Here is an 18640-nt window from a genome sequence, read left to right as displayed (position 1 = left end):
TTTTAAATTGTTATGTGGATTACTCTAAAAAAAGCGATCGCTAGTTTCGACATTCCTGCTGATTGGATCGGTATCAGAGCCGTAAAGGAGACTTCTACAACCCGTTCAGTCCGTGACGGCTTACCCCAGGTAAATAGCAAATCCTTCACCATAGGAGCCATGCTGGAAGTTTTGGTAAATGGCTGTCTGGGTTATGCAGCAACTAACTCCCTGGAACTGTCTTCCCTCCAAGCTGCTGCCCAAACAGCTTATAAACAGGCACTAGCGGCCACTGAATGGTGGATACATCCCTTCCGTGAAAGTGAGCGCCCGAAAGTGGTTGGTGAATATAAATCTCCATTCCTTGAGCCATTAGATGCTTTGAGTCCTGGAGAAATCAACGATTTACTGGTTCGAATTTGCCAAACGCTGAAAGTTGACGACAAGATTGTGCAAACTATAGCCAGTGCTAGCACCATTGAGAGGGAGTCTTGGTTTATTAGCAGCAACGGCTCAGAAGTCTATCAAAAAACTCTATCTATAGGCACTCATTATGGAGCCACCGCCCAAGATGGGGTGGTTGTACAGCAACGCAGTAACAATGGTTCTCAGGCAAACTGTTATCAAGGTGGATTAGAACTTTTAAAACAAGAAAACTTATGGCATCGGGTGCGGCAAATTGGCGAACAAGCAGTAGAACTATTGACAGCAGATGAATGTCCTAGCACCCGTACCAATTTAGTTTTAGCCCCAGATCAAATGATGCTGCAAATCCATGAAAGTGTCGGACATCCCCTAGAAATTGACCGAATTTTGGGAGATGAGCGTAATTATGCTGGGGGCAGCTTCGTTAATAAAAGTGATTTTGGCAACCTAGTATATGGTTCGCCGCTGATGAACATTACTTTTGATCCCACCGTGCCTGGTGAATTTGCTAGCTATGGCTTTGATGATACTGGTGCTGTAGCAACGCGGGAGTATTTGGTTAAAGAAGGTGTACTCCAGCGAGGTGTAGGCAGTCTGGAGAGTCAAGCAAGAGCAGGTGTACCAGGAGTTGCCTGTGCCCGTGCTTCCTCATGGAATCGACCTGCGATCGATCGCATGGGTAACTTGAATTTAGAACCTCTAAACGCCAGCTTTGAAGACATTATTGGCGGGATAGAACACGGCGTTTACATGGAATCTAACCGTTCTTGGTCAATTGACGATCGCCGCTACAAATTTCAATTTGGTTGCGAGTACGCTAAATTAATTGAAAATGGTAAACTCACCAAAACCCTCCGCAATCCTAACTATCGCGCCACAACACCAGAGTTTTGGCACAGCTTAATCCAAGTAGGAAATGCTGACAACTGGCAAATGTATGGTACTCCTTATTGTGGTAAAGGAGAACCAAATCAGGCTATTTGGGTAGGACATGGTTCACCTGTTTGTGTATTTGCTAATGTCGAAGTTTTTGGTGGAGGAACTTGAAAAAGTGCTAATTGCAAAGTTAGGAGCGGAGAATGTCCGGCTTCGCTCCTAACTCTCATCCCCTCTCTTTATTTCCCTATTAATATTTAATATCCATGAAAATTGAGGAATTATCTGCGTTAGAAGTCAGCTTTAATCAACTGATTGAAACTCTGCTGATTAAAAAAGGCGAAAGTGAACAATTTACTGTGAAACTCAGCAGTGAAAGAAGTCAATTTATTCGTTTTAATCATGCAAAAGTGCGCCAAACTGGTTGTGTTGCTGATGGTTGGATCGAACTGACTTTGATGGCAGATCAGCGTAGCAGTGTTCGGCAGTTTCCGTTTACTGGAAATTGGGACGTAGATTGGCAGTTAGCATATGCCGCTTTGCAAGAACTACGTGACGAACTTATTCTATTACCCATCGATCCATATCTAGTTTTGCCATCAGGAAATAATTCCAGTCGAGAAATACATTCTGGGAATTTATTAGCGGCGGAAGCAGTAGTACCAACTCTGCTAGAATTAGTTGCTGAATTGGATTTTACAGGGATATATGCAGGGGGAGTGGTAGTTAAAGCTTATGGTGATTCCAACGGACAAAAACACTGGTTTGCTACTGATTCTTTTACCTTAGATTATTCTCTATTTTCCAACTCTGGACAAGCAGTTAAGGGCACATTTGCAGGAAGTGACTGGGATGAATCTGCTTATATAGCCAAAATCAGCGAAGGCAAAAAGCAACTCGAATTGCTTTCTCGCCCAGCGAAAGAATTGCCGCGGGGACAATACAAAACTTATTTTGCACCTGCTGCTGTTGCAGATTTATTATTAATGCTTTCTTGGGGAGCAGTAAGCGAAGCTGATATCCAACAAGGAAATAGCGCTTTAGCTGCTTTATCGCGTCAAGAAAAACAACTGTCTCCAAGATTTAGTTTGAAAGAAAACTTTCAGCGGGGATTAGTGCCGCGATTTAATGAATTAGGAGAAATAGCAGCACCGGAGTTACCTGTAATAGAAAAAGGACATTTGGTAAATACTCTGGTGAATTCTCGGACTGCTAAGGAATATCAAAAAATTGCCAACGGTGCTAATAGTTCAGAGACTTTACGAGCACCAGAAGTGAGTACTGGAAATTTAGTATTTGAGCAGATTCTTCCGAGTTTAGATACAGGATTATATGTATCGAATTTACATTACTTGAATTGGAGCGATCGCCAAACTGGTAGAATCACAGGTATGACCCGTTATGCTTGTTTTTGGGTAGAAAATGGAGAAATTATTGCTCCCATTGAAAACTTACGTTTTGATGAAAGTCTCTATCGCTTCTGGGGAGAAAACTTAGTAGCTTTGACAGATTTTCAAGAATTCATTCCCGAAGTAGGTACATATGATAGTCGTCAACTTGGAGGTAGTTTAGTTCCAGGTATGCTGGTAGAAGATTTTACTTACACCCTGTAATTAGATATTAAATTGCGTCAATGGGTAGGTGTTGGCGTAAGCTAAAATTTTAAACCTATTCAGAGGTAGATTTAGCTTCGAGTATCAAAACCCAAAAGTCTTCCTTGATAAAAATTGCTGGGTTAAGCAATAGCGAAACCCAACCTATAATTTTTCCCCATCTCTCGTTAAAACTCCTATCTTTTTTTGCCAGGAGGTGAATTGCGCTGTGTGAGGTTATCAATTTGCAATTGTTGTCGTCCGTTGGTGATAATTCGCAACATATCCTTGAGATCCTGCTCAATATTTCCCAGGATGCCATCGGCGTATGCATCAGCCCCATCTTCAATTTCTTGAGCGTGAGCGATCGCAGTTTGTCGCATTTGGTCTAACTCTTGCTGACAAGCATACCGCTTACGGTCAATCTCGGCGAGGGTTTCTTGCATTATTGCTTCACACTCTTGTTGTACTTGTCGCCGCAGTTGTTCAGCTTCTTGTTCTGCTTGGTGAATAATATCGCTTTCAGCTAAAATTTGCGCTCTTTTTGCTTGCGCGGCCTCAACAACCTGCTGTCCATACTCTTCCGCTTCCAGGAGAATTTCGTCCTTTTGGTCGAGGATAGCTGCTGCTTCTTGAAAAAGTGATGGTAAGGCAAGCCGGATGTAATCAAGCTGATCCAGTAGCTTTTCTTCATCTATGAGAGTGCGTCCCGTCAGCGGAATCCTGAGACTAGAGAGAACCATTTCCTCTAGGCGGTTGAGTTCCTGCTGAATATCTATGCTTCCCTCTCCACTGAGATACTCTTGAGGGGGGGGATTGCTTCCGTTGAGATTGGGTTCAACATTGGAGATTTGTGATTGTAGCATTGGTATATATCTAGGGCAATGTGTGGGGGAACGAGATGATCGATAGAGCCACCAAACCTTGCAATCTCTTTTACCACACTACTACTTAAAAAACTATACTCATTTGAGGTTGCAAGAAAAACTGTTTCTATTTGGGTAGAAAGAGTTTTATTGGTGTGAGCCATTTGCAGTTCCACTTCAAAATCTGACACAGCCCGTAAACCCCGCAGCAAAACTTGTGCTTGTCGCATTTGGGCATAGTTAACGGTAAGACCATCAAAGCTATCTACATCTACATTAGGTAGATGTTGTGTAGAAAGACTAATCTGATCTAGCCGTTGCTGCACGCTAAAAAGTGGCATTTTGTTGGGGTTCCGCAGTACAGCGACAATTACCCGCTCAAACAGCCGACTACCGCGCTGAATGAGGTCAAGGTGTCCCAAGGTGATGGGGTCGAAGCTACCAGGATAAATAGCAATCACAATTTTAGATATATCAAAGTTGTTTAGGTGATTATATCGAAACTCTTTTGTGTAACTTACTCAAATCTACCATCTTGCGCTCTGAGTAAGGATGCTAAACTCAATTGTTTTAGTGGCGCAAGTTATGCTCAACTAGGCGTTAGGAACTAGACTCCTAAATATGGATACTGGTTTTTTACCTATGTCCCCACAATTTTGTGGAGAATTGAAGTGCAGTTCCAGTATTCAAGACCAAAGAAACTCCGTACTTAGCAAAGTGCGCGGGTAGTTAACGAACTTTTCTAGGTAATTTTTCATGGCACTGGATTTTTCCACCTTGCCTTTGGCATTTCAATTTACTTCTCCAGGACCGATTCTGGTGAAATTAGGGCCATTAACTATCCGCTGGTATGGCTTATTGATTGCCACAGCAGTGTTAATTGGCGTCATCCTTTCCCAGCATTTGGCAAAGCGCCGTAATGTTAATCCTGAGTTGCTAGGCGATTTGTTTTTTTGGTTGTTGATTGGGGCGATTCCTGGCGCACGGCTATATTACGTTTTTTTTGAGTGGTCAAAATATGCCCCAACTCCAGGAAAAATCTTTGCTATCTGGGAAGGAGGTATTGCCATTCATGGAGCAATTCTTGGTGGCGTTTTGGCTGCATTAATCTTTGCCAAAATTAAGCAGGTTTCTTTCTGGCAACTAGCAGATTTAGTAGCGCCTTCGCTGATTTTAGGGCAAGCGATCGGGCGTTGGGGCAATTTCTTTAATTCTGAAGCTTTTGGCGATCCTACTAATTTACCTTGGAAGCTGTATATTCCACCAGACCATCGTCCTCTAGAATATGCGAGTTTTGATTACTTTCATCCCACCTTCCTGTACGAATCTCTATGGGATTTAGCGGTGTTTGCACTGCTCATAACATTGTTTTTCCGGTCTTTATCCGGTAAGCTACGTTTGAAGGTAGGCACGCTGTTTCTAGTTTACTGGCCAGCCTACAGCTTAGGACGCTTGTGGATCGAAGGTTTTCGCACTGATAGCTTGATGCTGGGGCCGTTACGGATGGCACAAGTAGTCAGTAGTCTAGGAATTTTATTTGGATTAGCTGGATTAGCTTGGCTTTACTTACTCAAACGCCCTTTACCCGATGTAGTTCCTACTCCTAAGGGAGATGGGGAGATGAGGGGATGAGGAAGCAGGGGGAGCAAGGGAAGAAAGAATAACTAATGCCCAATGCTCAATATTCAAAAAATAAAAAATGCCCCAGAGTATTCTCTAGGGCTTAACCAGGGTGCATCTACCATTACTCTCTACTAGGGAAAGAGGGTAAATCCGGAAAGATACTGAGAAAATATCAAAAAAGTTTTTTGAGGGATTGCCGTGTGTTCTTCTAAAAGTGAATATACAGAAAACCTGAGTTATGAAAAAACACTATATGCCATAGAACCGTCTGTGTATATTGTCGGAGCAGGCCCTGGAGATCCTGATTTATTAACGGTGAAGGCGCAGAAGCTACTGGCTGTTGCTGATGTGATTTTATTTGCTGATTCTTTAGTACCTGAACAGATTTTAGAACTTTGCCGAAAAGATGCGGAAATAATTAGGACTGCTAATCAGACTTTAGAAGAGATTTTGTCAATCATGATCGATAGGGTGCGATCGCAAAATAAATCTCTAGTCCGTCTCCATTCTGGCGATCCTAGTCTCTACAGCGCCATCCACGAGCAAATGCACCTCCTCGCAGAGGCAAATATTCCTTTTGAAGTCATACCTGGTATCAGCGCTTTTCAAGCTGCTGCTGCCAAACTCAAAGTAGAACTAACTGTCCCAGGTTTAGTCCAAACCATAATTTTGACACGCATTAGTGGACGTACAGAAGTCCCCGCCACTGAAGAATTAGCTACTCTTGCAGCACATCAGGCTAGCCTCTGCTTATATCTCAGTGCGCGTCACGTCGAAAATGCCGAAGCTAAACTACTCGAACATTACCCAGCCGAAACCCCTATTGCAATTTGCTTTCGCATCGGATGGCCCGATGAAAAAATTAAGGTTGTTCCCCTGAATGAAATGGCCGACTGCACTCATAAAGAAAAACTAATTCGCACTACACTTTATATAATCAGTCCAGCCCTCTCGACAACAAAAGGGCGATCGCGTTTATACCATCCCGAACATAGTCATCTATTTCGCTCATCTCATAACTAAATGTTGGGCATGGCGCATTGGGCATTGAAAAAATACAAAGGGGCAGGGTGCTGCTCTTGCAGAGGGAAAACTCTTCTTCCTTGCTTCCCTACATCTCCCCATTGCCTCACCTAACGATAAACTTAACAATGTGAATAAAATCCCAAATCCCAATTCAGTATTATGCCATTAATTAAAGTGCAAACTTCTGCATCGGCTCCTCAAAAAGCTGAAATTGAATCAATGCTTTTAAACCTATCAGCCAAGTTAGCAAAACATTTGGGAAAACCAGAATCCTATGTAATGACTGCTTTTGAGCCAGAAATTCCTATGACTTTTGCAGGGAATACAGACCCAGTTTGCTACATTGAAATTAAAAGCATCGGCACAATGAAGCCAGATCAAACCGCAGCAATGAGTCAGGACTTTTGCCAGCAGATTAACCAAACTCTAGGTGTGCCGAAAAATCGAATTTATATAGAATTTGCAGACGCTAAAGGTGCAATGTGGGGCTGGAACGGCACAACCTTTGGGTAATTTCCCGTCTTCTTTGGTCAAGTCTAAGTTAATCTCGCAGGTGTAGGATAGAGATCCTACATCAACTCTTGATTTTTTATGTCTGCTACGCCTTTTGTATCTCAAGTTGAGTTACACAACCCAGTAAAATCAGAATTAATTCCCCCTCTTCTCGGTGCTTCTCTTGCGGAGTTAAGTACTTGGGTGGAGCAGCAAGGACAACCTACTTACAGAGCAAAGCAGCTGCATGAATGGATCTATGACAAGGGAGTGCGATCGCTAGCTGATATTTCTGTCTTCTCCAAGCAATGGCGTGCACAAGTAGCAGAAATCCCCATTGGGCGCTCAACTTTACATTACCGCTCTGAGGCACCCGATGGCACAGTCAAATATCTTTTGCGATTAGCAGACGATCAAATTATTGAAACTGTTGGTATCCCCACCTTTGCAGAAAGGGGAGAAGGCCCAAAAGCCCGTTTGACAGTTTGCGTTTCTACTCAGGTGGGTTGCCCAATGGCGTGTGATTTCTGCGCTACTGGTAAGGGAGGCTACAAGCGCAACCTAGCACGGCATGAAATTGTCGATCAGGTGTTAACTGTGCAAGAAGATTTTCAGCAACGGGTTAGCAATGTCGTGTTCATGGGACTAGGTGAACCGTTGTTGAATACTGAGAATGTATTAGCAGCCCTGAAATCCCTGAATCAAGATATCGGTATTGGGCAGCGATCGCTTACAGTTTCTACAGTTGGTATTCGCGATCGCATCCGTCAGTTCGCGCAAAACAATTTGCAAATCACTCTCGCTGTTAGTCTCCACGCACCCAACCAAGCACTGCGAGAAAAACTCATCCCCAGCGCCCGCGCCTATCCTCTAGAAGATTTATTGGCTGAATGTCGAGAATATGTAGAAATCACTGGCCGCCGCGTTACCTTTGAATATGTTCTCCTGGCTGGTGTCAACGATTTACCAGAACACGCATTGGAACTTTCAAAATGTATGCGAGGATTTCAAAGTCATGTGAATTTGATTCCTTATAATCCCATCCAAGAAGTAGACTACAAACGCCCCAACCGCGATCGCATTCAAGCATTTGTCAACGTCCTCAAGCAGCAAAATACTGCTGTTAGTGTCCGTTATTCCCGTGGTTTAGAAGCCGATGCGGCTTGTGGACAACTGAGAGCAAGTAAGAATTAAACCTCTTGCAGCCAATTTTATGAATAAACATGGAACCGCAGATCAAGACAGATGTCTTCTGAGAACTGATCTCTGTTTATCTATGGTGTAAAACCGCCTGAAATCCTTTATAAATAATGTTGACGTTTTAAGGGTTTAGCGATCGCTCAACCCAACCTATAACAATTGAGGAAATAACTGCATGTTGAACCGCTTATTAATGGTTAAAGCATGGCTACTATTGATTGTGCTTGCCAAAGCTTTATCGATTAATTCTCCTGCCTATGCACAAGTAATTCAGCCAAATCCTCAACAAACTGAGTCCTTTCAACAAAGAATGAGGCGACAACAAGAGGAGCGAAATCAGCAAACACAAGAGCAATTTAAGGAAACATGGCTACGGCTATACCTCCAGCAACCACAATTACAACAACAACTGAGAATACAACAGCAGGAATTTACACAACAACGGCAAGAACTGAGACGCCAGCAACAACTGAGACTACAACAAGAAGAATTTACACGACAACGCCAAGATTTTACACGACAGCAACAACTAAGAATACAACAGCAACAACTCAGACAAGATCAACAAATTAGACAACAGCAAGAATTGAGATTACAAGAACAGAGACGACAGCAACAACTTAGACAACAGAAGGACAACCTGTGAAGTGTTCAAAGTTTATGATAAGTAACTTTATTATTAAAAATTAGAGAATATTTTCTCCAATTTTTAATCTTTAATTACTAGCGCTGCTGTGCATAAATTCCTGGTGCGTAAGCCTCGATCACTTTGCCAGTGCGAGTGCAACTAATCATCAAGTAGTCACAACTAGGGCATTGTGTCCGAGTTAATTGACTATCAGAAATATAATAACGTTCTGCTTGGCAGCCGCAATTTGGGCAGTAAATTTTTTGTACTGTCTGCATTTGAAAACCCCTGGTTGTAACTATTTTTATTTGAGAAAACTGCCAGTTAAACTAGCAAAAATTTTGGTTTGACCCAACTTAACAAACGGCGCTAATATTGGCTGATTATTTTAAACAAAATTTCAGGTTTGAAAACTTTTTCATATCTCTGTCTATTATCCTCTAATTTAAGTGATCTTACCCTCCTACTTTAGATACATAAATTAATTTTTAATTAAATGCTGTTTAGTTATTTACTGATCCCTATGAGGAATGCCTTGAGAAAGCCTTATTTATAGTCAGTTCAGACGAATACAAAAAAAGCCGTTCTTGTATTCAAAAATTAAAACCAGGAAATTACTGTATATTTAGTAACAAAATATTTATCTTAAGATTTAGTTAATATTCGCTAACAAGATTTATGAGATTAAATTGTGGTGAGAGAATTTAATCAAAACTACCGCACTTATCAAAGACCGTAAATTTACGGTTTCTATACAGCTTAAATTCTCACAGACAACCTTAATTAAATCATCTGTGAGAGTGGAACTAGTAAACTATGGCAGAAGTTTACCTACCTTAAACAAGGGGCAAAATCCCCTTGTTTAAACCCCAAGTCTTGTTGAGATGGTAACTGGATTTACGCCGTGTTGTACTAATCTCCTCAAGCAGGATGAAAATAATCGTAAATTTCTTGAGCTAAACGCGGCCCGATTCCTGGAACCTCAGCGAGTTGTGGGGTTGTTGCTTGCCGAATATAATCAACTGAGCGAAAATGCCCTAGTAGCTGCTTTTGTCGATGATGTCCTAAGCCAGGAATTTCATCTAAACGCGATCGCTTCAATTTATCACTGCGTTGCTGACGATGGAAACTCACTGCAAATCGATGCGCTTCATCCCGCAACCGCCGCAACAACTGCACCCCTGGTTGTTCTGCATCAGTTGTCAAGGGTTTAGATTCTCCCGGTAAAAAAATCTCTTCTCGCTGCTTCGCTAAACTTACAACTCGCAAGTCTTCTAATAAATTCATCTCTTGCAAAACGGCGACAACTGATGATAATTGACCTTTACCGCCATCGATCATGATTAAATCAGGCCAATCTGGATTACCCAAACGTGATAACTGAGGATCTTCTCCATACTTGCGGAACCGCCGCCCAATAACTTCAGCAAGACTAGCAAAATCATCTGAATGTCCCGCCGTTACAGTGGGATTTTTTATTTTGTAGTGGCGATAGTGCTGTTTGGCGGGTAATCCGTCGATAAATACAACTTGTGAAGCTACAGCATTTGACCCTTGAATATGGGAAATGTCATAACCTTCGATGCGGTGGGGTACATCTGGTAAATCGAGAATGGCTGCTAAATCTTGCATTGCTTGGTGATTGCGATCGCCAAATTTTTGCATTCTTTGCAATTCATACTGGGCATTTCGCTCTACCATCTCAATTAATTCTGCCTTAGTTTGCCGCAAAGGAGTCAAAATTGTAACTTTTTTGCCTTTACGTTGAGTTAAGACATCTGCCAATATCTCGCCATCTGGTAACTCATGCTGTACCAAAATTTCTAAAGGTATTTCCACTGAGTCAGCAGTTTGGTAATGTTCTTCTAAAGCTCGTTGTAAAATAGCTCCCGGTTCTGCATGAGCATCCGCCACAAAGGCTAAACGTCCTACTAATTGCCCAGCGCGAATCTGGAATATTTGAATACAGGCGTGTTGTTCGTTGGCTGCCAGTGCGATCGCATCCCGCGAAACTGTATCATCTGGTAAGGAAACTTTTTGGTCAGCCGTCAGCGACTTTAATCCAGAAATTTGATCGCGAATCCGCGCTGCTGACTCAAAGTTCAGCGACTCAGCTGCTGCGTTCATCTGTTGAGTCAAAATATCAATCAGTTCCTGAGTTCGCCCTTGGAAGACCATCGCTATTTTTTGCACAATTTTGCGATATTCTTCTGGTGAAATCATCTGTTGACACACGCCCGGACAACGCCCTAAATCATAATTTAAGCAAGGACGGTCTTTAAAAAGTGGTTGAGGTCGTTGTCGCTGTGGAAAGATCCGCTTGCAGATGCGGACAATCTCTCGCAATAAACCAGCATCAGTATAAGGCCCGTAAAATTTATCCTTTTCTTTGCCGAATTGGCGTTTACGGGTAATAAAAATTCGAGGATAATCTTCTGACCAAGTGATGCAGAGATAGGGATATTTTTTATCATCTTTGAGCAGCACGTTAAAGTATGGTTGGTGCTGCTTGATCAAATTGGCTTCTAGCGCTAGGGCTTCGGCTTCAGTATCAGTGACAATGAATTCAATTTCTGTCACCAACTTAACCATCGTGGCTATGCGTTCAGTCTTGTTGTAGCCATCTCGAAAATAGGAACGGACACGCGATCGCAACTTACGTGATTTACCTATATATATAATGCGATCGCTCCTGTCCCGCATGAAATAAACCCCCGGTTCCGGTGGAATTTCGGCTAGACGATTTTCCAGTCGTTCTGGCTCTTTAACCAGTGGTAAAATTTGAGTAGATATTGTCACAACCAAAATTAGGTAATCTTTCTCTATTTTAAGAAAAATTATTTTTTCGTGCCGATTTAACAGAGTTATTATCAAGTAAATATAAAGTAGGCAGGCTTTTAGTCCACACACAGAGAAGTCTATAAACGTTTCTGCGGCTTCCCGCAGGGGGGCTTGGTTTCCGACCTAGTACAGCAAGCATGGCGTAAATCCAGCTACCATCTCAATTAACAAGGCTGGGAGTACTTAAGGAAAGCTAGGTAACTTCTGCCACAGCGTACTAAATGCCCTGCTGTAAGCATCAAAATTTTGGAGCAGACGAAAGTTTGTCTAACCGTGAACTCAGTCCGCGGCTGGTACTGTCAGAATAAAAACTTGGCTTCTTGAATCTATAATTAAGATTTTAAAATCAACAAAGATTTCTTATTTGGAAATTCATTTTTATATAGAAATTATTTTTTTATTGATTGAGTTAAGCTTTTATTTTTATTATTAAAGTTAATTATTGTTTTTAAATATCGATTATATAAATATCATACAATATCCTGGGTTTTGTATGAACTTATAATATTAAGCGATTTAACGGATTTAGTAAGGTAAATTTACGAATATGATTGGAAATATAGCAATTATAATAATTTCATTCAACAGCTAAACTATGAATTTGCAAGACTTTGAATCCCAGTACCGGGAAGCTATGGCTGAAACGCTTAATGAGCTGCAAACAGCAGTTTTGTTGTTAGCGCAAATACAACATAAAATTTCAAAAATTGGTAGTTCTATACAACATATTAGTGAGCAAGTTGAAGAATTTATTGTAGAGCAAAAAGCTGAATAAATGAACGCCCAACAGAAAAGTTTATCTGTGAAGATAAGTCAACTCTTCTTCGATTGTAAGTATCAGCTCCTTGAGTTTTAGAGGTTTGACAAAATAGCGGCGTGCGCCCAAACTTAGAGCTAGTTCTTGATCTGCTTTAAAAGCAAAAGCTGAAACTACAATGATAGGTATTTTTGACAAATCAGGTTTTTGCTGGACTTGTTTTAAGAGTGAATAACCATCAATATCTGGCAGTTTCAAGTCTAATAACATTAAATCTGGTTGAAATTTCTCTATAGTCGAGAAAAAAGCAGACCCTTCTGATAAGCTTTGGACATCGTACCCACAATAATTTAGATAGTCAGTCAGTAACAACCTATTGAGATAATGGTCTTCAACTAGCAAAACTCGTCTAACTTTGTGTGACCGCAATGGCTGGTCTATATTGAATAATCGTGCTGTCATTGCTATCTATTATCTTATGTAAAAACCAACACTTCTTACCATAAACTAGAACGGTAGTGCATTTAAACTGTTAAAACAATAGAAATTTGGCTTATATAATCTAGCCAAATATATTAATAAATTAAATTTAGGTGCACTTCAATACTTAATAATAGTATGCTTAAAGAAAATATTAATTAAAAATTAATATTTTCTTTACGAGCTTTTTACAATTTATAGTATTAAATAAACTACTACTTTTAAAAATTGAACTGTCCAAGCTTTATGCGTGAAACTACTTAAGTAGTACTGTAATATCAAGCCCAGCTAATTACTTATCATTTATGATTGCGAGTGTAACGAAGTAAAACGTTCGCCTTTGGCATTCCCGTAGGCTAGCAATCCCAAAAACTTTGTGATTGCTTCCCTTTTTTAGCAGAAGTACTTGCAAACGGTTGCAATGACGGTTATTTAAGCTGACATATATATAACTAATGGTAGACTAATTGCCTTTCCTAAAACAGTTTACATCTGGATGTTAAGGTAAGCCATACCATTTTGCGAAATTGCGTTACAAATATGTTGGTAGTGGTGTAGATATGTAGACCCTTACAAACGGTTTGTTGTAAATGTTTTTGTAAATATAGGACTCATATTTGATTTTTGAAAAAACTCAGCCCAATTTAAAAAACCTTCTTTCCCGTTGCCTATTGCTTGCTGACGCAAGTAAGTTCAGAAATCAAAATGGATTGCTATAGCTAGAAGAAAGTATTCATAAAAAAAGGGAGCTGTTAGCTCCCTTTTTTATTTGTAGTTTTGAACCCGTAATCTTAAATAGATGCTTTTTTAAATTTGCGTTGGGTAGCAAACACACCAGCAACACCCAGCAGACCGAGGATTATTGATGGTTCTGGCACTGCTGCGGGAGGTACACCTTTTATGCTAACTTCATAGTTGCCACTATGAGAAAATTTATCAGCACCTGATCCTAAACTGTTCGTTAGCTCACTTTTGGTAGCAGAAAAGCTGTAAAGGAAATCAGTCTTGTCATTGTAGGTAACTTTAACAACTTCACTGGCTTGGAATCCATTTTTGAGAAAATTACCAAAGCCTCCTAATAGAGGAGCATAGTAATCTTTTAAATTGAAGTGACCAGCTAACCCAATTTTAATTTCGCCAGTGGTGTCATTTTGATTAACGTAAGAGATATTAGGGTCGCTGGAGCGTTGGAAACCACTTATACCATAAAACGCGTTAAAGGCTAGCTTGCGGATAGCCGAGCTAGGAGTAAAACTTGGTAGTCCTATTGCCAATTTAATTGCAGATTCATTGGTTGCTAGACCAGCTGCATTATAAAATTCGTTAAACCAGGTATTTGCAAAGTTATTTGCTCCATAGCTTGTACTCAATCCTGACCCAGTACTAAACCAATCTGTTGCTGTCAGACTGCTCAGAGTAATACTTTTGCCACCAATTTGCCCCGTCAAGGTGGTATTTTTGGTGAAATCAAAACCAGGCTGCTCAGTGGTGGCTCGTAACTCTACGTTTCCAGTGGGATTTGTAGCATTACCATCCAGAACTTTCTGGACGTTTGTCTGGGTACTTGGCACAAGTACAGTACTGTTACCTGACACATCATAGACAGAATAATCACTTGCTGCTGTTCCACCGATACTAGCACCAGTGAGTGTTCCAGCTTGTGCTGGTACAGTGGTAAGAGCGCTCACACCAATAGCCATTGAGGCACCAATTACAAGTTTCTGAAAAGTCATCTTCATTTTTTCAAGTCTCTGTCAGTTTGGAAGTTAAGTTTTAAACTACTGCCGTTTTTAGGCTTGGGCTGTCTTGACTACAGGCTTTTTGGCAATACGACCGCTTAAAAACGCGACCTGCATTGTTAGCCATCTTTGGTATCTGAGCGTACAAACCTAGTTTAAGAAACGGGGAGACTTGATTGGGTAAAGTTCCTTCTGATTATCAATAAAAAAATGAAGAATATTTTGATGCTTTTATACGTCGAATTACATATTTTCTTTAAAGTATATTGTATAAAAAATAATATAATATTTTGATGTACAGTATAATACGGTGATTAGTAAGGACGCACAAATGTGCACCCCTACCGCATGTTCTATTCGTGGACTTTGCCGCCAAAAATCCTTAGCGTTTAGTTTGAGAAGAAAATCAATGAAGGAATTGGGCAATTCTTTCCACAGCAGTTTCTAACAAAGGTGGCTCATGCACCAAGGCAAAACGGACATACCCTTCTCCAGATTTGCCAAAGCCAGCACCTGGGGAAGCAGCTACACCAGTTTGTTTGACTAGCTGGGTACAAAATTCTATGGAGTTTTGATTCCAAGGTGAAGGCAATTTCGCCCAGATGTACATTGTGGCTTTGGGAGTAGGAACGTTCCAGCCAATGCGGTGTAAAGCACTGATAAAAGCATCACGGCGCTGCTGGAAGGTAGCGACAGCAGATTCTACCCCAGCTTGAGGCCCAGTTAGAGCAGCGATCGCACCATTCAAAATTCCCCGATACTGATTAAAATCAACAGCGGCTTTTACTTGACGTAAGGCGTTAATTAACTCAGCATTACCGATGGCGTAGCCAATACGGAAGCCGCCCATATTGTAGGACTTGGAGAGGGTAAAAAATTCAATTGAGACGCTTTTTTCTGGGTCTGCTTGCAGAATTGAAGGTACTAAGGATTTTGGATTGGGAGCAGAAAAATTCTGCTCCCCAGTCCGCTCAAATACCAAATCTACGTAGGGGAAATCGTGAACTAGGGCGAGATTGTGTTGCTGACAGAAGGCGACAGCTTCTTGGAAGAAAGATAAAGGAGCGATCGCAGCGGTGGGATTGTGAGGATAACTTAATACCATCATCCGCGACTGGGCCAAGACTGGGGCGGGAATGTCAGCAAACACAGGTAAAAAAGCATTTTCTGCTCGTAGTGGCATCGGGTAGATTTGACCACTAGCTAAATAAACTCCCCCAGCATGGGAGGGATATCCTGGATCGAGCAAGAGAGCGAAATCTCCTGGATTGAGTATTGCTAGGGGTAAATGGGCAGTGCCTTCTTGAGAACCAATCAGAGGTAGTACCTCAGTTTGGGGATCGACTTTGAGTCCAAATTTTTGTTCGTACCAGTTGGCTGCGGCTTGGCGAAATCCTTGGGTACCGTTAAACAACAGATAGCCGTGGGTACTGCGATCGTGAAGAGATTCGGCGATCGCCTCGATGACATGTGCCTCGGCTGGTAAATCAGAAGACCCCAACGACAAATCAATTACTTGTTGTCCAGCAGCCAAAGCGACTGCCTTGGCTCTGTCCATATCAGCAAATACATTTGATTGCAGGGGTTGTAAACGTTTTGCAAATTGCATGTTAGTCATTAGTCATTAGTCATTAGTCATTAGTTATTTAGTCATTTGGACTATGAACTTTTGACTAATTACTATTTAAGTGTGTATCTAAAAGAGCAAGTAATTTTTCTTTGCCGATGACTCCCTCAGTGGAGATCAAAACTTCCTGGTCTTGAAATAGTCTTAGGGCTGGTACACCTTCCACTTGGTACTGCTTAACAGTAAGTGGATTGGGGTCAATTTCCATTTTAACGATTTTGAGGCGATCGCTATATTTGATAGCAGCTGAGTTAATTAGGGGGGACATCAATTGACAAGGCCCACACCAGGAAGCCCAAAAGTAAACTAACACAGGCTGTTCAGCTTTTAACACTTCTGTTTCAAACTCAGCATCAGTTATGGTGATTACAGCCTTACTCATTGCAGTCTCCATCAGGTGGCGATCAAATTTGGCACACACAATACTTTATCCCAAAGTAGTCAATAGTCCATAGTCAATAATTCATAGTTATTTTGATTGTTAACTATTGACTAATGACGTAAAATCCCACAGCCAATAGGTGTGGGACTAGCTCAATTAAGTTTTCTACCAATTTTACAGTTGATCCAATTGCTTGCGTAGGGAATCCAACTCGGCATCAACCACCTCATTAGACTTAGGAGGAGTGGTTTCTTGTTGCGGTGGCAGTTGTGCTTGAGTGACTGGAGTAGCAGGTGGTAGCATTTGCGCTTTCAAAGCTGCCAATTCATCATCAACATCGCTACCACCTTCCAACTGGGCAAATTGGGTTTCTAAATCTGCACCTGCTAACTCTCCTTGTGCCTGGGCCCTGGCTTCTTGCATCAAGACTTTTTCTTCCATCCGCTCGAAGGCAGACATTGCACTGCTGGTATTCATCCCCCGCACCATACCTTGAAGTTGCTCTTGGGCTTTGGCAGTGGTGATCCGAGCTTTGAGCATTTCTTTCTTGGTTTTAGCTTCAGAAATCTTGCTTTCCAGCTGGATTAAGTTGCGCTTGAGGGTTTCAACTTGAGTGCTTTGGGTATCTAAACTAGCTTTGAGGGCGGCGCTGGTATCAGTATAAGTTTTTTTGCGCTCTAGAGCTTGTCGCGCTAAGTTCTCATCACCTTTTTGCAGGGCCAGTTGGGCATTGCGTTGCCACTTATTGATTTCATTTTGGGCATCATTGTACTGTTTCTCACTACGTTTTTGGGCGGCGATCGCCTGGGCTACTCCCTGACGCAGCTGAACCAAGTCTTCCTGCATTTCCAGGATGGCTTGTTCTAGCATTTTTTCAGGGTCTTCGGCTTTGTTAACCAGGTCGTTGAGGTTAGAACTAACTACTCGCTTAATGCGATCGAATAATCCCATAACTTTGTTTTTCCTTGTGTGGTTTACGCTTTTTGTTGGACAGTTAGCTTTTTTACTTTTTAATAGCTACCTATTTCAATGTAATCTTTCCAGTTTGAATCAGTACCTTCTAACAGCTCTTAATTGTTAAGATATCTCCAAAGTGGGGTCATTAGCAGAACTTCAAGAGTCCTGAGTTTTAGGTAACTGCTGTTGGGGAGGCGGCTCTGTCTTCTGGTTCTCCTGGGTGAGGAGACTGTTGTGCTGTATGTTTTCTGCCTCGTTTAAAGCCTGCACCTTCATTGCTGCCAATTCGGCATCCACATCATTAGTAGATTCCAAAGAAGTAAATTGTGTTTCCAAGTCGTCGCTGCTAAGTTGAGCGATCGCTTCTGATTTAGCTTCTATTTGCGAAACTTTTTCTTCCATGCGCTCAAAAGCGCTCAGACTGCTGGTGGTAGAAGCTCCGCCAAGCATTTCTTGGAGGCGATAAGACGCTTCGGCAGAACGGGCGCGAGCAATATACATATCTTTTTTTGTTTTCGCCTCGGAAATTTTTAACTCTAGCGATCGCATATCCTTTTTTAGCCTAGCTACTATATCGTTTTGCTGCTCTATCTGGGAAAAGAGGGCTGTAGTGGTTTCTTTATAGGCTTGGCGCTTAGTCAAAGCTTCCCGTGCTAGAGGTTCGCTGCCTTGTTGTAAGGCCAATTGAGCGCGGCGATACCATTCTTCTGTTTGAGACTGGGCAGCCGCTGCTTGTCGTTCGGTGCGTTTCTGGGTAGCGATCGCTTGTGCTACGCCCTGCCGCAACCGCACCAGATTTTCCTGCATTTCCAAGACAGTTTGCTCCAGAATCTTTTCTGGATCTTCTGCACTGCCGATCAAACTATTGAGATTAGCGCGAATCACCCGCAGGATACGCTTGATTAATTCCATGTCGGCTCTCCATTCACGAAATTCAGTGCTGAGTAATGAGTTTTGATAATTACTCATCACCGCAGATTATGTAGATGCCACATCCCAACTAAACTTAGTGCTGAGTATTAAAACTCTTGACTTTACCAAGAGGACGCGGAAAGTAGTAAATGCGGCAACGCGGATAATTAAAATGTCCTCGTGTCCTCCTGTACCCATGTCCTGTTTACGCAGGACTCAGCACTCATGACTCAGGAC

At 41.7% G+C, this 18640-nt stretch carries 18 protein-coding genes; 8 read left to right on the top strand and 10 right to left on the bottom strand.

Translation table 11 applies throughout. From position 1 onward, the window contains the following. The first annotated feature begins 12 nt into the window (after positions 1-12). Positions 13-1452 carry a TldD/PmbA family protein gene (locus ACEYW6_RS24945; protein ID WP_412981864.1) on the top strand — a complete coding sequence of 480 codons (1440 nt, stop codon included), beginning with the start codon at positions 13-15 and terminating at the stop codon, positions 1450-1452. A 95-nt stretch (positions 1453-1547) separates the two neighbouring features. After that, positions 1548-2894 (top strand): TldD/PmbA family protein, encoded by a 1347-nt coding sequence (locus ACEYW6_RS24940; protein WP_412981863.1) that lies wholly within the window; start codon positions 1548-1550, stop codon positions 2892-2894. Between the two features lie 176 nt (positions 2895-3070). On the opposite strand, the gene ACEYW6_RS24935 is transcribed toward ACEYW6_RS24940, so the two are convergent. Together ACEYW6_RS24935 and coaD are read right to left on the bottom strand one after the other, a co-directional pair. Continuing rightward, on the bottom strand, positions 3071-3739 hold the full coding sequence (locus ACEYW6_RS24935) for a DivIVA domain-containing protein (protein WP_190898573.1): 669 nt from the start codon (positions 3737-3739) through the stop codon (positions 3071-3073). Further along, the gene (gene coaD, locus ACEYW6_RS24930) at positions 3649-4200 is read right to left on the bottom strand and encodes a pantetheine-phosphate adenylyltransferase (protein ID WP_190898571.1); all 552 of its coding nucleotides are present in this window, start codon (positions 4198-4200) and stop codon (positions 3649-3651) included. Before coaD ends, ACEYW6_RS24935 begins: the two co-directional genes overlap by 91 nt. A 295-nt stretch (positions 4201-4495) precedes the next feature. Here coaD and lgt point away from each other — a divergent pair, with 295 nt between their 5' ends. The 5 genes from lgt (at position 4496) to ACEYW6_RS24905 (ending at position 8726) form a co-directional block, all read left to right on the top strand. Next, positions 4496-5371: a prolipoprotein diacylglyceryl transferase gene (gene lgt / locus ACEYW6_RS24925; RefSeq protein ID WP_412981862.1), complete on the top strand. Its 876-nt coding sequence runs from the start codon at positions 4496-4498 to the stop codon at positions 5369-5371. A gap of 222 nt (positions 5372-5593) precedes the next feature. Beyond that, positions 5594-6385 carry a precorrin-4 C(11)-methyltransferase gene (gene cobM, locus ACEYW6_RS24920; protein ID WP_412981886.1) on the top strand — a complete coding sequence of 264 codons (792 nt, stop codon included), beginning with the start codon at positions 5594-5596 and terminating at the stop codon, positions 6383-6385. Positions 6386-6547: 162 nt separating this feature from the next. After that, complete coding sequence (locus ACEYW6_RS24915) at positions 6548-6901, top strand: phenylpyruvate tautomerase MIF-related protein (RefSeq protein ID WP_334770616.1); 354 nt, start codon at positions 6548-6550, stop codon at positions 6899-6901. Positions 6902-6979: 78 nt separating this feature from the next. Then, positions 6980-8074, top strand: a complete 1095-nt coding sequence (gene rlmN / locus ACEYW6_RS24910; protein ID WP_412981861.1) for a 23S rRNA (adenine(2503)-C(2))-methyltransferase RlmN — start codon at positions 6980-6982, stop codon at positions 8072-8074. A 181-nt stretch (positions 8075-8255) separates the two neighbouring features. Next, positions 8256-8726: a hypothetical protein gene (locus tag ACEYW6_RS24905; RefSeq protein ID WP_412981860.1), complete on the top strand. Its 471-nt coding sequence runs from the start codon at positions 8256-8258 to the stop codon at positions 8724-8726. A 77-nt stretch (positions 8727-8803) separates the two neighbouring features. Here ACEYW6_RS24905 and ACEYW6_RS24900 read toward each other — a convergent pair whose 3' ends face one another. After that, positions 8804-8986, bottom strand: coding sequence for a replication restart DNA helicase PriA (locus tag ACEYW6_RS24900; protein ID WP_190898562.1), 183 nt, complete (start codon positions 8984-8986; stop codon positions 8804-8806). A 643-nt stretch (positions 8987-9629) separates the two neighbouring features. Next, entirely contained in the window at positions 9630-11507 is a 1878-nt protein-coding gene (gene uvrC / locus ACEYW6_RS24895) for an excinuclease ABC subunit UvrC (RefSeq protein WP_412981859.1), read from the bottom strand. A 637-nt stretch (positions 11508-12144) separates the two neighbouring features. Between uvrC and ACEYW6_RS24890 the strand changes: the two genes are divergently transcribed. Further along, entirely contained in the window at positions 12145-12324 is a 180-nt protein-coding gene (locus ACEYW6_RS24890) for a hypothetical protein (protein ID WP_412981858.1), read from the top strand. Between the two features lie 21 nt (positions 12325-12345). Here the strand turns inward: ACEYW6_RS24890 and ACEYW6_RS24885 are convergent, their stop codons facing one another. The 6 genes from ACEYW6_RS24885 to ACEYW6_RS24860 all read right to left on the bottom strand — a co-directional run bounded on the left by ACEYW6_RS24885 (position 12346) and on the right by ACEYW6_RS24860 (position 18403). Next, a complete protein-coding gene (locus ACEYW6_RS24885) occupies positions 12346-12768 on the bottom strand; it encodes a response regulator (RefSeq protein ID WP_190898552.1) in 423 nt (140 codons plus the stop codon). Positions 12769-13577: 809 nt separating this feature from the next. Continuing rightward, the gene (locus ACEYW6_RS24880; RefSeq protein ID WP_412981857.1) at positions 13578-14519 is read right to left on the bottom strand and encodes an NF038130 family PEP-CTERM protein; all 942 of its coding nucleotides are present in this window, start codon (positions 14517-14519) and stop codon (positions 13578-13580) included. A 412-nt stretch (positions 14520-14931) separates the two neighbouring features. Continuing rightward, complete coding sequence (locus ACEYW6_RS24875; protein WP_412981885.1) at positions 14932-16134, bottom strand: LL-diaminopimelate aminotransferase; 1203 nt, start codon at positions 16132-16134, stop codon at positions 14932-14934. 64 nt (positions 16135-16198) lie between these two features. Then, positions 16199-16534: a thioredoxin family protein gene (locus ACEYW6_RS24870; protein WP_190898622.1), complete on the bottom strand. Its 336-nt coding sequence runs from the start codon at positions 16532-16534 to the stop codon at positions 16199-16201. A 174-nt stretch (positions 16535-16708) separates the two neighbouring features. Continuing rightward, positions 16709-17485, bottom strand: a complete 777-nt coding sequence (locus ACEYW6_RS24865) for a PspA/IM30 family protein (RefSeq protein WP_190898533.1) — start codon at positions 17483-17485, stop codon at positions 16709-16711. A 162-nt stretch (positions 17486-17647) separates the two neighbouring features. After that, positions 17648-18403 carry a PspA/IM30 family protein gene (locus tag ACEYW6_RS24860; protein ID WP_412981884.1) on the bottom strand — a complete coding sequence of 252 codons (756 nt, stop codon included), beginning with the start codon at positions 18401-18403 and terminating at the stop codon, positions 17648-17650. Between the last annotated feature and the right edge of the window lie 237 nt (positions 18404-18640).

This window comes from Nostoc sp. UIC 10607 (genome assembly GCF_047228265.1).
In the GTDB taxonomy this organism is placed as follows: domain Bacteria; phylum Cyanobacteriota; class Cyanobacteriia; order Cyanobacteriales; family Nostocaceae; genus Nostoc; species Nostoc foliaceum_A.
Note: the sequence above shows the minus strand (reverse complement) of the source record. Positions and strands in the feature narration are given on the sequence as shown.

Bases quoted from the DNA above. Each gene is read 5' to 3' on its own strand.
- ACEYW6_RS24945 (WP_412981864.1), top strand. From the start codon at position 13: ATGTGGATTACTCTAAAAAAAGCGATCGCTAGTTTCGACATTCCTGCT.
- ACEYW6_RS24940 (WP_412981863.1), top strand. From the start codon at position 1,548: ATGAAAATTGAGGAATTATCTGCGTTAGAAGTCAGCTTTAATCAACTG.
- ACEYW6_RS24935 (WP_190898573.1), bottom strand. From the start codon at position 3,739: ATGCTACAATCACAAATCTCCAATGTTGAACCCAATCTCAACGGAAGC.
- lgt (WP_412981862.1), top strand. From the start codon at position 4,496: ATGGCACTGGATTTTTCCACCTTGCCTTTGGCATTTCAATTTACTTCT.
- ACEYW6_RS24915 (WP_334770616.1), top strand. From the start codon at position 6,548: ATGCCATTAATTAAAGTGCAAACTTCTGCATCGGCTCCTCAAAAAGCT.
- rlmN (WP_412981861.1), top strand. From the start codon at position 6,980: ATGTCTGCTACGCCTTTTGTATCTCAAGTTGAGTTACACAACCCAGTA.
- ACEYW6_RS24905 (WP_412981860.1), top strand. From the start codon at position 8,256: ATGTTGAACCGCTTATTAATGGTTAAAGCATGGCTACTATTGATTGTG.
- ACEYW6_RS24900 (WP_190898562.1), bottom strand. From the start codon at position 8,986: ATGCAGACAGTACAAAAAATTTACTGCCCAAATTGCGGCTGCCAAGCA.
- ACEYW6_RS24890 (WP_412981858.1), top strand. From the start codon at position 12,145: ATGAATTTGCAAGACTTTGAATCCCAGTACCGGGAAGCTATGGCTGAA.
- ACEYW6_RS24885 (WP_190898552.1), bottom strand. From the start codon at position 12,768: ATGACAGCACGATTATTCAATATAGACCAGCCATTGCGGTCACACAAA.
- ACEYW6_RS24880 (WP_412981857.1), bottom strand. From the start codon at position 14,519: ATGACTTTTCAGAAACTTGTAATTGGTGCCTCAATGGCTATTGGTGTG.
- ACEYW6_RS24875 (WP_412981885.1), bottom strand. From the start codon at position 16,134: ATGCAATTTGCAAAACGTTTACAACCCCTGCAATCAAATGTATTTGCT.
- ACEYW6_RS24870 (WP_190898622.1), bottom strand. From the start codon at position 16,534: ATGAGTAAGGCTGTAATCACCATAACTGATGCTGAGTTTGAAACAGAA.
- ACEYW6_RS24865 (WP_190898533.1), bottom strand. From the start codon at position 17,485: ATGGGATTATTCGATCGCATTAAGCGAGTAGTTAGTTCTAACCTCAAC.
- ACEYW6_RS24860 (WP_412981884.1), bottom strand. From the start codon at position 18,403: ATGGAATTAATCAAGCGTATCCTGCGGGTGATTCGCGCTAATCTCAAT.